This window comes from Mesorhizobium sp. P2_E6, assembly GCF_056403835.1.
The window spans coordinates 711,202-724,247 of sequence record NZ_JBFUEQ010000001.1 but is presented as its reverse complement, the minus strand read 5'-3'; the positions used below and the strand labels follow the sequence as shown (position 1 = coordinate 724,247).

Annotated in this window: 11 protein-coding genes and 1 pseudogene; 4 read left to right on the top strand and 8 right to left on the bottom strand. The window is 63.1% G+C overall.

Going from position 1 to position 13,046, the window contains the following annotated elements:
• Positions 1-35 precede the first annotated feature (35 nt).
• The 6 genes from AC1D08_RS03400 to AC1D08_RS03375 form a co-directional block, all read right to left on the bottom strand.
• Positions 36-1,463, bottom strand: coding sequence for a gamma-aminobutyraldehyde dehydrogenase (locus AC1D08_RS03400; RefSeq protein WP_457155096.1), 1,428 nt, complete (start codon positions 1,461-1,463; stop codon positions 36-38).
• A gap of 29 nt (positions 1,464-1,492) precedes the next feature.
• On the bottom strand, positions 1,493-2,308 hold the full coding sequence (locus AC1D08_RS03395; RefSeq protein WP_477225265.1) for an ABC transporter permease: 816 nt from the start codon (positions 2,306-2,308) through the stop codon (positions 1,493-1,495).
• Positions 2,298-3,266, bottom strand: a complete 969-nt coding sequence (locus tag AC1D08_RS03390; protein ID WP_457154419.1) for an ABC transporter permease — start codon at positions 3,264-3,266, stop codon at positions 2,298-2,300. The genes AC1D08_RS03395 and AC1D08_RS03390 overlap by 11 nt, the downstream gene beginning before the upstream one ends.
• Positions 3,263-4,261, bottom strand: a complete 999-nt coding sequence (locus AC1D08_RS03385) for an ABC transporter ATP-binding protein (RefSeq protein WP_095082651.1) — start codon at positions 4,259-4,261, stop codon at positions 3,263-3,265. Before AC1D08_RS03385 ends, AC1D08_RS03390 begins: the two co-directional genes overlap by 4 nt.
• Before the next feature lie 190 nt (positions 4,262-4,451).
• Entirely contained in the window at positions 4,452-5,606 is a 1,155-nt protein-coding gene (locus AC1D08_RS03380) for an ABC transporter substrate-binding protein (RefSeq protein ID WP_477225264.1), read from the bottom strand.
• Between the two features lie 216 nt (positions 5,607-5,822).
• The gene (locus AC1D08_RS03375; protein WP_477225263.1) at positions 5,823-6,668 is read right to left on the bottom strand and encodes a class I SAM-dependent methyltransferase; all 846 of its coding nucleotides are present in this window, start codon (positions 6,666-6,668) and stop codon (positions 5,823-5,825) included.
• A gap of 76 nt (positions 6,669-6,744) precedes the next feature.
• Here AC1D08_RS03375 and AC1D08_RS03370 point away from each other — a divergent pair, with 76 nt between their 5' ends.
• Positions 6,745-7,227, top strand: a complete 483-nt coding sequence (locus AC1D08_RS03370; protein ID WP_457154614.1) for a helix-turn-helix domain-containing protein — start codon at positions 6,745-6,747, stop codon at positions 7,225-7,227.
• A gap of 4 nt (positions 7,228-7,231) precedes the next feature.
• On the opposite strand, the gene AC1D08_RS03365 is transcribed toward AC1D08_RS03370, so the two are convergent.
• Entirely contained in the window at positions 7,232-8,137 is a 906-nt protein-coding gene (locus AC1D08_RS03365; RefSeq protein WP_457154613.1) for a LysR family transcriptional regulator, read from the bottom strand.
• 104 nt (positions 8,138-8,241) lie between these two features.
• Here AC1D08_RS03365 and AC1D08_RS03360 point away from each other — a divergent pair.
• Positions 8,242-8,418, top strand: a pseudogene (locus AC1D08_RS03360) (ATP-binding protein); the annotation flags it as partial.
• A gap of 92 nt (positions 8,419-8,510) precedes the next feature.
• Here the strand turns inward: AC1D08_RS03360 and AC1D08_RS03355 are convergent.
• Entirely contained in the window at positions 8,511-9,287 is a 777-nt protein-coding gene (locus AC1D08_RS03355; RefSeq protein ID WP_095082659.1) for a DeoR/GlpR family DNA-binding transcription regulator, read from the bottom strand.
• A gap of 421 nt (positions 9,288-9,708) precedes the next feature.
• Here AC1D08_RS03355 and AC1D08_RS03350 point away from each other — a divergent pair, with 421 nt between their 5' ends.
• Positions 9,709-10,596 (top strand): phosphotransferase, encoded by an 888-nt coding sequence (locus tag AC1D08_RS03350; RefSeq protein ID WP_457152734.1) that lies wholly within the window; start codon positions 9,709-9,711, stop codon positions 10,594-10,596.
• Entirely contained in the window at positions 10,593-13,034 is a 2,442-nt protein-coding gene (locus AC1D08_RS03345) for a GcvT family protein (RefSeq protein WP_477422542.1), read from the top strand. Before AC1D08_RS03350 ends, AC1D08_RS03345 begins: the two co-directional genes overlap by 4 nt.
• Positions 13,035-13,046: the final 12 nt, after the last annotated feature.

The window sequence follows — 13,046 nt, the reverse complement described above, 5'->3', positions numbered from 1 at the left end:
TCTTTCCTGCCTTGTTGATGGCTTCCTTCAGCGCGCTAGCCGTGAGCAACCATCACATGGCGCACGGCGGTGTAGTCTTCCAGCGCATAGAGCGACATGTCCTTGCCGTAGCCGGATTGCTTCAACCCGCCATGCGGCATCTCGTTGGTCAGCATGAAGTGGGTGTTGATCCAGGTACAGCCATATTGCAGGCGGGCAGCCGTCGCCATGGCGCGCGAGACATCCTTGGTCCATACCGATGACGCCAGGCCATAGTCACTGTCATTGGCCCAGTTCACCGCCTCGTCGACCTCGGAAAAACGGGTGACCGAGACGACCGGGCCGAACACTTCGCGGCGAACGATCTCGTCTTCCTGCAGCGCGCCGGCAACGACGGTCGGCTGGTAGTAGAAGCCCGATCCCTCGCCCGGCTTGCCGCCGGTGGTGATCTCGATGTGCTTCAGTTCAGAGGCGCGCTCGACGAAGCTCGAGACGCGGTCGCGCTGGCGGCGCGAGATCAGGGGCCCGATCTCGTTTTCGGTGTCGTCGGGGCGATTGTACTTGATGGTCGAGACAGCCGAGGAAAGATCGGCGACAAGCTTGTCGTAGATCTTCTTGCCGGCATAGATGCGGCAGGCGGCGGTGCAATCCTGGCCGGCATTGTAATAGCCGAAGGCGCGCAGGCCGTTGACCACCGCGCCGAGGTCGGCGTCATCGAAGACGATGACCGGCGCCTTGCCGCCGAGTTCGAGGTGCGTGCGCTTGACCGATTTGGCGGCCGCCTGCAGCACCTTCTTGCCGGTGGCCACATCGCCGGTGATCGAGATCATGTTGACCTTAGGGTGATTGATCAGCGTGTTGCCGACGCTCTCGCCGCGGCCGAGCACGACATTGACGACGCCTTCCGGCAGGATTTCGGCAAGGATTCTTGCCAGCTTCAGTGCCGTCAGCGGGGTCTGCTCCGACGGCTTGAAGACCACGGTATTGCCGCCGGCGATCGCCGGCGCCAGCTTCCAGGCCATCATCATCAGCGGGTAATTCCAGGGTGCGATCGAGGCAACGATGCCGATGGCGTCGCGGCGCACCATCGAGGTGTGGCCGGGCAAATATTCGCCGGCGACCACGCCTGGCATCGAGCGAACGGCGCCGGCAAAGAAGCGGTAGCAATCGACGATCGCTGGGATTTCGTCATTCAGCACGGCGTTGATCGGCTTGCCGCAGTTGAGCGCCTCGAGCGTCGCGAACCCTTGTGCCTCGGCCTCGATACGGTCTGCGATCTTCAGGAGATAGCCGGAGCGCTGCGCCGGCGTTGTGCGCGACCACAAGACGAACGCTTGTTCGGCGGCCGTGACCGCCGCCTCGATCTGGGCGGGGCTGGCTTCGGGCAGGTTGAGAATGGTCGCCCCGGTCTTTGGATTGAGGATCGGCTCCTCGGTTTCGATGCCCTTCTCGAATTTCGAGCCGATCAGCATCTGGGTGTCCATGGACGTCTCTCCCTTACAAATTCGTGGATTTACTTGCCCGAACCGGCGATCTGGTCGCCATCGCGCGTCAGGTAATAGGCGGCGAGGATCGGCAGCAGCGTCACCAGCACGACGACCATCGCGACGACATTGGTGACCGGGCGCTGGCGCGGTCTAATCAGCTCTTCCAGCATCCAGATCGGCAGCGTCTGCTGCTGGCCGGCGGTGAAGGTGGTGACGATGACCTCATCGAAGGACAGAGCGAAGGCCAGCATGCCACCGGCGAGCAGCGCGGTGGCGATGTTGGGCAGCACGACATGCCTGAATGTCTGGAAGCCGTCGGCGCCGAGATCCATCGACGCCTCGATCATCGAACCCGAGGTGCGGCGGAAACGGGCGACGGCATTGTTGTAGACGACGACGACGCAGAAGGTGGCGTGGCCGAGCACGATCGTCCAGAACGAGAATGGAATGTCGGCCAGCGAAAAGGCCGAGCGCAGCGCGATGCCGGTGATGATGCCGGGCAGTGCGATCGGCAGGATGACCAGCAGCGAGATGGTCTCGCGGCCGAAGAATTTTGTCCGTGACACCGCCGCCGAACAGAGCGTGCCGAGGACCAGCGCGATCGCCGTCGAGATCGCGGCAACCCTGACGGACAGCGACAGCGCCTGCCAGACGTCGGGCCGGTTCCAGGTGACGGCGAACCATTGCGTGGTCAGGCCGGGCGGCGGCCAGACAAAGCTCTTTTCCTCCGTCGTGAAAGCGTAGATGAAGATCAACAGGATCGGCAGATGCAGGAACAGCAGACCGCAGGCGGCGGCGATCTTCAGGCCGAGCGGAGCCGACTGAGAACCATCAGAGCGCATCGAAGGCCCCCATGCGCTTGGCGCCCCAGAGGTAGAAGCCCATGATGACGATCGGCACGACTGTGAAGGCTGCGGCGAGCGGGATGTTGCCGGCGGTGCCTTGCTGGGAATAGACCGCCTGGCCGATGAACAGCCGCGAGGTGCCGATGATCTGCGGGATGATGTAATCGCCGAGCGTCAGCGAGAAGGTGAAGATCGAACCGGCGACGATGCCCGGCAGCGCCAGTGGGAACAGCACATTGCGAAAGGTCTGTCCCGGCGAAGCCCCCAAATCGGACGAAGCCTCGACCAGATTGCCCGGCACGCGCTCGAGCGCCGCCTGCACCGGCAGGATCATGAACGGCAGCCAGACATAGACGAAGACGATGAACGTGCCGGTGAACGACACCGACAGCGAATTCCCGCCGACGACCGGCAGCGACAGCCAGGCGTCAATCAGCCATTGCAGATGCAGCTTGCCGAACAGCCAGGTGAGGATGCCTTCCTTGGCCAGGATCAGCTTCCAGGCGTAGATCTTGACCAGATAGCTCGACCATAGCGGCAGCATGATGCCGAGATAGAACAGCGCCTTCCAGCGGCCACGGGCATAGCGCGCCGCGTAGTAGGCGATCGGAAAGGCGATGATCGCCGAGGCCAGCGTGACCAGAGCCGCCATCGTCACCGTGCGCAGGATGATGTCGAGATTGGCAGCCTGGAACAGGTCGCCATAAGTCTTCAAAGTGAACTGGCGGTTGATGAGGCCGGAAAACTCGTCGATGGAGAAAAAGCTCTGCGCCAGCAGCGCGAACAGCGAGCCTATATAGACGATGCCGAGCCACAGAACCGGCGGCAGCAGCATGAGGAGCAGCAGAACCTTGGGTCTGCGCCAGAAAAGATCCGATAGCGCGCCGCGCAAGCCACCGCTGCCCGGCAGGATGGCGGGCGCCGTGGCGCGCGGGATGGCGGCGTCGAGGCTCATACGGGCTCGTCCATCAGGTGCAGGTGCTCGCGGTTGAAGGTGAGCACGACCGCCTCGCCTTCCACGGGCAGCGGGTTGCCGGCCGGCACGATCGCATGCAGCTTCAATCCGTCGGCATCGAGCGCGAGTTTTGTCGTGGCGCCGAGATAGTTGGTCGAGACAAGGCGAGCGGAAACGCCTTCGCCACTTGCAGTGCGGCCGACGCGAATGGATTCAGGCCGCAGGCTGCCCCAGCGATGCTGGCCGCAATAGCGCTGGACGAAATCCGGCGGCAGCACGTTGGAGGAACCGACGAAATCGGCGACAAAGCGGGTCTTCGGCCGCTGGTAGATATCCTCCGGCGTGCCGATCTGCATGATCTTGCCGTCATTGAAGACGGCGACGCGGTCGGCCATCGACAGCGCCTCGCCCTGGTCGTGAGTGACGAAGACGAAGGTGATGCCGAGCACTTTCTGCAGCGACTTCAGCTCCTCCTGCATGTTCTCGCGCAGCTTGAGGTCGAGGGCGCCGAGCGGCTCGTCGAGCAGCAGCACCTTGGGCTGGTTGACCAGCGCACGGGCAAGCGCGACGCGCTGACGCTGGCCGCCGGAAAGCTGGCCGGGGCGGCGGGCGCCATAGCCTGGCAGCCGCACCAGCGACAGCGCCTCTTCCGCCGCCTTGTGCCGTTCCGCCTTGCCGATGCCCTTGACCATGAGGCCATAGGCAACATTGTCGAGCACGCTCAGATGCGGGAATAGCGCGTAGTCCTGGAACACGGTGTTGACGTTGCGGCGATAGGGCGGCACACCCTCGGCGCGTTCGCCGAAGATCGAGATCGAGCCCGAGGTCGGCTGCTCGAAGCCGGCGATGAGGCGCAGGCACGTGGTCTTGCCGGAACCGGACGGCCCGAGCATGGCGAAGAACTCGCCCGGTGCGATATCGAGATCGACCGCATCGACAGCGCGAACGCTGCCGAAATGGCGCGAGGCTTTCTGAAAGGAAACGGCGGTGGTCATGGGTTGTCCTGATCTGTCAGGCTCATCAAAATCAAGCGGCTGCGCTGCCCCTCATCCGCCTGCCGGCACCTTCTCCCCGTATAGTGACGGGGAGAAGAAAGCGCCCCTACGCTGGCGACCCCCTCTCCCCGTTCTTCACGGGGAGAGGGTAAGGGTGAGGGGCAGCGCCGAGCTCAGCAAAGAGGCGAAATCACCTCCCGCCGATGACGCCGATATAGTCCGACACCCAGCGGTAATAGGGCACGCACTGGTCGTTCTCGGTGGCGCATTTCGACACCGGCGTCTTCCAGAACTTGATCTTGTCGAAATTGTCGTAGCCGTTGGTCTTGCAGCCTTCGTCGGTCAACAGCTCGTTGCCCTTGCAGGCTGCAGGCACCACCGGCAGCGAACCGAACCAGGCCGAGACATCGCCCTGCACTTTCGGCGACAAGGAATGTTCCATCCACATATAGGCGCAGTTCGGATTGGCGGAGTCGGCCTCCATCATGGTGGTGTCGGCCCAGCCGGTGACGCCTTCTTCCGGCACGGTCGACGCGACCGGTTTCTTGGCGGCGACCAGCGCATTGACCTGATAAGGCCACGAGCCGGAAGCAACGACGCCTTCGTTCTGGAAATCGTCGACCTGGATGGCGGCGTCATGCCAGTAGCGGCCGACCAGCGTGCGCTGGACGCGCAGCAGTTCGAGCGCCGCCTTGTACTGGTCCTCGTTCAGCTCGTAGGGATCCTTGATGCCGAGTTCCGGCTTGTGGAACATCAGATAGTTGGCGGCGTCGGCGATATGGATCGGCCCGTCATAGGCCTGGACGCGGCCCTTGTTGGACTTGCCGTCCGGCAGCTTCATTTCCTCGAAGACGATGTTCCAGCTCTTGGGAGCTTCCTTGAACACCTCGGTGTTGTACATCAGGACGTTCGGACCCCACTGATAGGGAACGCCATAGTGGACGCCGCCGACGGTGAACCAAGGGGCGTCCTTCAGTCGTTCGTCGACAGTCTTCCAGCTCGGAATGAGATCGGTGTTGATCGGCTGCACGCGCTTGCCGGCAACGAGGCGCAGCGATGCATCGCCCGATGCGGTGACGAGGTCGAAGCCGCCCTCGTTCATCAGCGAGACCATCTCGTCGGAGGTGTTGGCGGTCTTGACGTTGACCTTGCAGCCGGTTTCCTTCTCGAAGGAGGTCACCCAGTCATAACCCTTGTCGGTTTCGCCGCGTTCGATGTAGCCCGGCCAGGCAACGATGTTGACCTGACCTTCGCCCTTGCCAATTTCCTTGACCTGGGCGACGGCCTGACCGGAGAAGGTCAGCGCGACCGTCAAAGCAGTGCATGACTTCAGGAATGAATTCATCATCGATCTCCCATTTTGGCGCCTGACCCCGAAAGCCGGTTTCGGTCTTCGCTAGGGGTCACGCGCGGACTGAAAAACTGTCAGTTCGTGCGTTGGACTTGATGTCGCTCTGGTGGCGACTTTGGTCCCTGGACCGAAAGTGCTTTGAAAATTCCGGTTTCGCAAATTCATTTATCAGAAAGGCGATATCGGTTTTTCCGATAGATCGATGCCCCTTCAAGCCAGCGCCTTCACCAGCCAGCAGGCGGCGTTGAAGCGAGCCTCACCATCCTCTACGAAAGGCGCGAACGCAGCAGGCAACACCGCAGTGATTTTTTCGGCCGTTGCCCGGTCAACCTCACGTAACGCGGCGCCGACCGGCCCTAGTCGGGTGACAAACGTTATCAGATCATCTTCGGCGATCTGACACGCGACATCCACCTGTTCGACTTCGATTGACGACCAGCCACCCGCTTCAAGAATCCGCTTCACCTTGGCGGCGTTGGCAAAGGCAAACTGCCCCGGCGCATCGGGGTCCGGTGCGGGTGCGGGCGGTAGAAAAGGCGCAGCCGCTCGCGCGGCGGTCGTCATAAAATCATTCTCGGCAGGACTGCGCCAAGCAACAAAGGCGAGTTTGCTACCGCGGCTTGCGGCCTGTCTTATGTTGGCGAACGCAGCCACGGGATCATCGAAGAACATGACACCAAAACGCGAGACAACAGCGTCGAAGTTCCCGACTTCGAACGCATACGTCTGGGCATCGCCCACTTCAAAACTTGCGTTTGCTGCCTCTTCTGCCCCCTTGCGTTTCGTCGCCAAGGCGACAAGCGGCTGCGAGATGTCGAGCCCAACACAATTTCCGCCGTTGCCCACGCGGCGCGCCATCGCCAGAGTCGTGGCGCCGGCGCCGCAGCCGATGTCCAGGACATTGCCCCCTTCCCCGGGATAGCCGGCATCGACTACCAGCCGCTCGAACGGCGCCATTACCTGGTCGAGGATCGGTTGCATCTCAACCCAGGCCTTTCCGTTGGCGTCGTTCCAGAGCGCTGCTTGCCGTGTGTTTGGCTGCGCGGATTGCGGCATAACGGACCTCGCTTTTCTGTTGCTCTCACTGATCGTCGCGAGCACTCTACGAGTTCAAGCCGACTTGAGGTCAAGCATGAAAGATATGGATATTGCTGAAGTGTCGCGCCGCACCGGCGTGCCCGCCTCGACGCTTCGCTACTATGAGGAGAAAGGCCTCATCGCCTCAATCGGCCGTCGCGGCCTGCGCCGCTTGTTCGACCCGGCCGTCCTGGAACGGCTCGCTTTGATCACGCTTGGACGCGCCGGTGGATTCGCACTGGACGAGATTTCCGCGATGCTGAGGCCCGACGGCCTGCCGAAAATGGATCGGGAGCGCCTGGATGCCAAGGCGAACGAACTTGACCATACCATCCAGCGCCTGACCGCGATCAGAGAGGCTTTGCGTCACGCCGCCCGATGTCCGGCCGCCCGGCCGATGGAGTGTCCGACGTTCCGCCGCGCCGTCAGGCTTGCCGGTGCTGGCCGCTTCGAGGTTGCTCCGATCGGGTCGTTCAAGGCGGAGGCGGTTTCCGTCACAAGGCGCAGACGCGAGACCGGCGACGTCAGGCTGGAGTAGGCCACTAGCGGCGGACCGTGCGCTGCGACTGAGCGAGGCCTATAAAATCGCGCGCCGCCTGCGGCAGACCGGACCCGCGGCGCCAGACCATGCCGACCTGGACCACCGGCAAGGAGCCGGAAATATCGCGCGACTCGATGCGGTCGCCTTCCAGAGACCAGGGCCGGTAGACGAGGTCGGGCAGCAGCGCCACGCCGGCGCCGGTGGCAACGAGACTGCGCACGGCTTCCACGGAACGGGTACGAAAGGCGACATGCGGCTTGGCGCCGATCGCCGTGAGCAGCTTGCCGGTGTTCTCCTCGATCTCGTCGACGGTCAGCATGATCAGCGGCTCGAAGGCGATGTCGCCAATGCTGATGATGTCGGCGCCGGCGAGCGGGTGGCCGAGCGGCAGCCAGAGGCGATAGGCCGAGACCTCGAGGATTTCCGACTGCAGTGCCGTGCGGTCGCGCAGGTTGGAGGTGACCATGACGGCGATGTCGAGTTTGCCGCCGATCAAGAGGTGTTCGAGATAGTCGCCATTGTCCTCGATGGCCGAGACCTCGACGCCGGGATAGGCGCGGCGGTAGCGGGCAAGAAGATCCGACAGCACGTAGCCGGCGACCATCGAGGTGACGCCGAGTTGCAGCCGGCCGCCCGCTGCTGCCTGTTCGCCGGAGAAAGAGCGGCGTGCGTCCGAAACGTCGGCAAGGATCTTTGTCGCATGGCGCAGGAACTGATGGCCCTTGTGGGTGATGTTCAGGCCGCGCGGATGGCGTTCGAACAGTTCGACCCCGAGATCGCTTTCGAGTTCCTTGATCGCTTCGGTGACCGAGGATTGCGAGATCGACAGGTTCTGCGCGGCACCCGACACCGTGCCTTGCTCGGCGACGGCGATGAAGAACTGCAACTGGCGAATGGTGAAGGCCATGCCGGACTAAACACCGGCGCGCAAGGGAAGGAAAGCCGACGGCAGAGCTTATCCCGTGACTGGTGACTGTGCTGCGAGCTCAGCCTGATACGCCGCCGGCAGCACCGGGCGAGCGGGAGCGCATCTTCGAGCCGTTCTACCGGCTGCAGGATTATGGCGCCGGGCTTGGCCTCAACCTGGTGCAGGAAATCATGCAATTGCATGGCGGGCGCATCGAGATCCTCGACGACAGACCGAGCGGTGCCTGCTTCAGGATGACTTTTCGCGCTCTGACGGCATAGGCATGTCCGCAGGCGACCACCGCGCGCAGCGGCGCGTTTGAGATCCGTATGCGTCCACCAATTGCTCGTGTTCGGCCAGACTCTTGCGGACTCTAGAATCCGGCTGCGTCGCCGGCGATGCTGAGTCGAGCGCCGGCTTGCGAGAGGGCGGCGGCAATGTCGCGCGACGGCGACCGGTCGGTGGCGAGTTCGGAAAACCCGTCGAGGCCGCAGACTTGGACCAGACCCAGGCGGCCGAACTTGGTGTGATCGGTGACAACGAGCGAACGCTGGCCGCGCGACAGCACCATGCGGGCGAACTCGGCCTCTTCCAGATCGTAGTCCATGACGCCCATCACCGCATCGACGGCGCCGGTGGAGATGATGGCATGGCTGACCGAGAAGCGGCTGACGAAGTCGATGGCCGAGGCCCCGAAGGCAGCGCCTGAATCGCTGCGCAATTCGCCGCCGGCCATGTAGACCTTGTTGCCGTTGACGGTGGCCAGCGTGCGGGCGATGTCCGACGAGTTGGTGACGACCGTCAGGCGCCGGTGGCCGAGCAGCTCACGGGCCAGGAACGAGGTCGTCGTGCCGGTGTCGAGCATGATCGATTCACCGTCGCGGATGGTGGCGGCGACCATGCGGGCAATGATCCGCTTGGCATCGGCATTCTCGCGCATGCGCCGTTCGAATGGCGCTTCGCCGATCATCGACGGCAGGCCGATGGCGCCATGCATCTTGAGGACGGAGCCGTCACCGGTGAGTGGCTTGACGTCACGGCGCACGGTCTCGAGTGAAACGCCCAGCCGGTCGGCCAGGCTGGCGATGGTGACGGTCCCCTCTTCCTGCAGCAGCCGCAGGATCTCGCCGTGTCGTTTTGAATGGACCATTTGGGTTTCCCGGACTTAGCCCTTTGCCCGATTCTAAGCTAATTCGAGCGGTTTTAAAGGAACTGCCCGCGCTTTCGGGCAAAATACCCGAAAAAAGTCACAACTTTTTGTTGACAGGCAGGCAACCTTGGCGTGAAATTGAGTCAACAAACACGGGTTCGGAGCTGCAACGGGAGGGTGATGGCAGAGCCGCAACTCATTGGCCAGGCAGTTTTGAACGTGTCTGGCGCAAGGAATTTTCAGATCCGCGGGGGCGGATGCCGGGGTCAAAAACCTGGCCAAGGGGCTCGTCGGTGCGGTGCGGGATACCGATCCTGGCGTCTCGCACCGACGAGATTTTCTCCTCGCTGTCGTTGGGCTGTCCATGGCGCCCTTGCCGACGCTCCGCAAAGTCGACGCTCAGCAAACCAGGGATGATTCCGTGATTGCAGAAGACCGCATCCGCGCCCTGCCCTGCTGGACCGGCAACATCGAGATCGCGCCGTTGCCGGGCGGTCTCAGCAACGCCAATTATGTGGTCAAGGACGCCGCCGGAAAGCACGTCGTGCGCTTCGGCAGGGACTATCCGTTCCATCACGTCTTTCGCGAGCGTGAGGTGATGACCGCGCGTGCGGCACATGCCGCCGGTTTCGCGCCAGCCGTCCTCCATGCCGAACCGGGCATCCTGGTGACGGAATACCTTGGTGCGAAAACCTATCTTGCACAGGACGTGCGCGCCAATCTTGGTCGTGTCGCAGCCCTGATGCGCGGTTTCCACCGGGAGATGCCCAATCACGTCTCCGGCGCCGGCTTCATGTTCTGGGTGTTCCATGTCATTCGCGACTATGCGCGGACCCTTGAAGAAGGCGGCAGCCGCAAGCGCAGCGAATTGCCGCGCCTGCTCACGCTGGCTGACGAGCTGGAGCGCGCGCAGAAATTGCTGCCGATCGTCTTTGGACACAACGATCTTTTGCCGGCTAATATCCTTGACGACGGCAGCAGGCTATGGCTGATCGACTTCGAGTATGCCGGTTTCAACACGGCGATGTTTGACCTTGCCGGCGTAGCCTCGAATGCCGGCATGAGCGACGAGGAATCCTTCGCCTTCCTGACCGCCTATTTCATGAAGGAACCGGACCAGGCGATCCGCCGCTCGCACGCGGCCATGCAATGCGCTTCGCTGCTGCGCGAGGCGATGTGGAGCATGGTGTCCGAACTCTATCTCGACGCGCCCGGCATCGACTACGTCGCCTACACCGAGGAGAACCTGACGCGGCTCGAAGCCGCGCTCGATAACTACAGAACGAAGTACGGGATACAAAAATCATGACATTGCCCAGCCAGGCCGCGATCGTCGTCATTGGCGGCGGCATCATCGGCTGTTCGACGGCCTATCATCTGGCGCGTGACCACAAGGCGGACGTGGTGCTGCTCGAACAGGGCAAGCTGACCTCGGGCTCGACCTGGCATGCCGCGGGGCTGGTCGGGCAATTGCGCTCGTCGGCCTCGATCACCCGCGTGCTCAAATATTCCGTCGACCTCTACAAGGGGCTGGAGGCCGAAACCGGCCTTGCCACCGGCTGGAAGATGACCGGCTGCCTGCGGCTGGCCACCAATGCCGACCGCTGGACCGAGTACAAGAGGCTGGCGACGACGGCGAAAAGCTTCGGCATGGACATGCAATTGCTGTCGCCGGCGGAGGTCAAGGCGATGTGGCCGCTCCTGGAAACCGGCGATTTGGTGGGCGCTTCCTGGCTCCCTACCGACGGCCAGGCGAGCCCTTCGGACATCACGCAGTCGCTGGCGAAAGGCGCGCGCATGCATGGCGCCAAACTGTTCGAGGATGTGCGCGTCACCGGCTTCGAAATGAAGGACGGCCGCATCGCGATGGTGAAGACCAGCAAGGGCGACATTGCCTGCGACAAGGTGGTCAACTGCGCCGGGCAATGGGCGCGGCAGGTGGGTGCGATGGCCGGCATCAACGTGCCGCTGCAGCCGGTGAAGCACCAGTACATCATCACCGAGAAGATCGATGGACTGGCGACCGACGCGCCGACCATCCGCGACCCGGACCGGCGCACCTATTTCAAGGAGGAGGTCGGCGGGCTGGTGATGGGCGGCTACGAGCCGAACCCGCAGGCCTGGACGACCGGAGATGTGCCCGACGATTGGGAGTTCCGGCTCTTCGACGACGATTACGACCATTTCGAACAGCACATGCGCCAAGCGATGGCGCGCGTGCCGGCGCTCGAAACCGTCGGCGTCAAGCAGATGATCAACGGGCCGGAGAGTTTTACGCCGGACGGCAATTTCATTCTCGGCGCGGCGCCCGAATGCGCCAACATGTTTGTCGGCGCCGGCTTCAACGCCTTCGGCATCGCCTCGGGTGGCGGCGCCGGCTGGGTGCTGGCGCAGTGGGTGGTCGACGGCGAAGCACCGCTCGACCTGTGGGTTGTCGACATCAGGCGCTTTTCCAACCTGCACCGGGACCGGCAGTGGGTCTGCGACCGCACGCTGGAAGCCTATGGCAAGCACTATACGATCGGCTTCCCGCATGAGGAGTACGCCAGCGGGCGGCCGCGCATCGTCTCACCCCTTTACAACAGGCTGAAACAGCAGCGCGCCGTGTTCGGCTCGAAGCTTGGCTGGGAACGGCCGAACTGGTTCGCGCCCGAAGGCGTCGAGCCGCAGGATGTCTATTCGATGGGTCGCCAGAACTGGTTTGCGGCAGTCGGCGAGGAACACCGGCACGTGCGCGAGAAGGTCGGCATCTTCGATCAATCCTCCTTCGCCAAATACGAACTGAGCGGGCCCGACGCGCTGAAGGTGCTGGACTGGATTTGCGCCAACGACGTCAGCAAGCCTGTCGGCCGGCTGACCTACACGCAGCTTCTCAACACGCGCGGCGGCATCGAGGCGGACCTGACCGTGGCGCGACTGGCCGAGGAGAAATTCTACATCGTCACCGGCACCGGGTTCCGCACCCATGATCTGTCATGGATCGGCGACCATATCGGCGAAGGGCTCGATGCCACGCTTGTCGATGTCACCGAGGAATTCGGCACGCTGTCGCTGATGGGGCCTCGGGCGCGCGACGTGCTTTCTGCCGTGACCGAAGCCGACGTGTCGAACACCAGTTTCCCGTTCGGCCATGTGCGTGAGATTGCCATTGCCGGCCACACAATTCGGGCGCTGCGCGTCACCTATGTCGGCGAACTCGGCTGGGAACTGCATGTGCCGATCGAGGCGACAGGCGAAGTCTTCGATGCACTGATGGCGGCCGGCAACAAGCACGGCATCCGCCCGGTCGGCTATCGCGCCCTGGAATCGCTGCGGCTGGAAAAGGGCTATCGCGCCTGGGGCTCCGACATCACGCCCAACGACACGCCGCAGGAAGCCGGCTTGGGTTGGGCGGTCAAGCTGCGCAAGAACACCGATTTCGTCGGACGACGCGCGCTCGAGAAGACCAGCGGCGCGGCCTTGAAGAAACGCTTTGCCGGCTTCACGGTCGTTGACCCGGAGATCGTGCTGCTTGGCCGCGAGACCATCCTGCGCAATGGCGAGCCGGTCGGCTATCTCACCAGCGGCGGCTATGGCTACACGGTGAGCCGGAACATCGGCTACGGCTACGTGCGCAACGGCGACGGGGTGAGCGACGATTTTCTCGCCTCGGGCGACTATGAACTGGTCGTGGCGATGGAGCGGACGCCGGCCCAAATCCATCTCGAGCCGATGTACGACCCGACGGCCGCCAGGGTCAAAGCGTAGATCGGGGTCAAA

Bases quoted from the DNA above. Each gene is read 5' to 3' on its own strand.
- AC1D08_RS03395 (WP_477225265.1), bottom strand. From the start codon at position 2,308: ATGCGCTCTGATGGTTCTCAGTCGGCTCCGCTCGGCCTGAAGATCGCC.
- AC1D08_RS03365 (WP_457154613.1), bottom strand. From the start codon at position 8,137: ATGGCCTTCACCATTCGCCAGTTGCAGTTCTTCATCGCCGTCGCCGAG.
- AC1D08_RS03385 (WP_095082651.1), bottom strand. From the start codon at position 4,261: ATGACCACCGCCGTTTCCTTTCAGAAAGCCTCGCGCCATTTCGGCAGC.
- AC1D08_RS03370 (WP_457154614.1), top strand. From the start codon at position 6,745: ATGAAAGATATGGATATTGCTGAAGTGTCGCGCCGCACCGGCGTGCCC.
- AC1D08_RS03380 (WP_477225264.1), bottom strand. From the start codon at position 5,606: ATGAATTCATTCCTGAAGTCATGCACTGCTTTGACGGTCGCGCTGACC.
- AC1D08_RS03355 (WP_095082659.1), bottom strand. From the start codon at position 9,287: ATGGTCCATTCAAAACGACACGGCGAGATCCTGCGGCTGCTGCAGGAA.
- AC1D08_RS03345 (WP_477422542.1), top strand. From the start codon at position 10,593: ATGACATTGCCCAGCCAGGCCGCGATCGTCGTCATTGGCGGCGGCATC.
- AC1D08_RS03390 (WP_457154419.1), bottom strand. From the start codon at position 3,266: ATGAGCCTCGACGCCGCCATCCCGCGCGCCACGGCGCCCGCCATCCTG.
- AC1D08_RS03375 (WP_477225263.1), bottom strand. From the start codon at position 6,668: ATGCCGCAATCCGCGCAGCCAAACACACGGCAAGCAGCGCTCTGGAAC.
- AC1D08_RS03400 (WP_457155096.1), bottom strand. From the start codon at position 1,463: ATGGACACCCAGATGCTGATCGGCTCGAAATTCGAGAAGGGCATCGAA.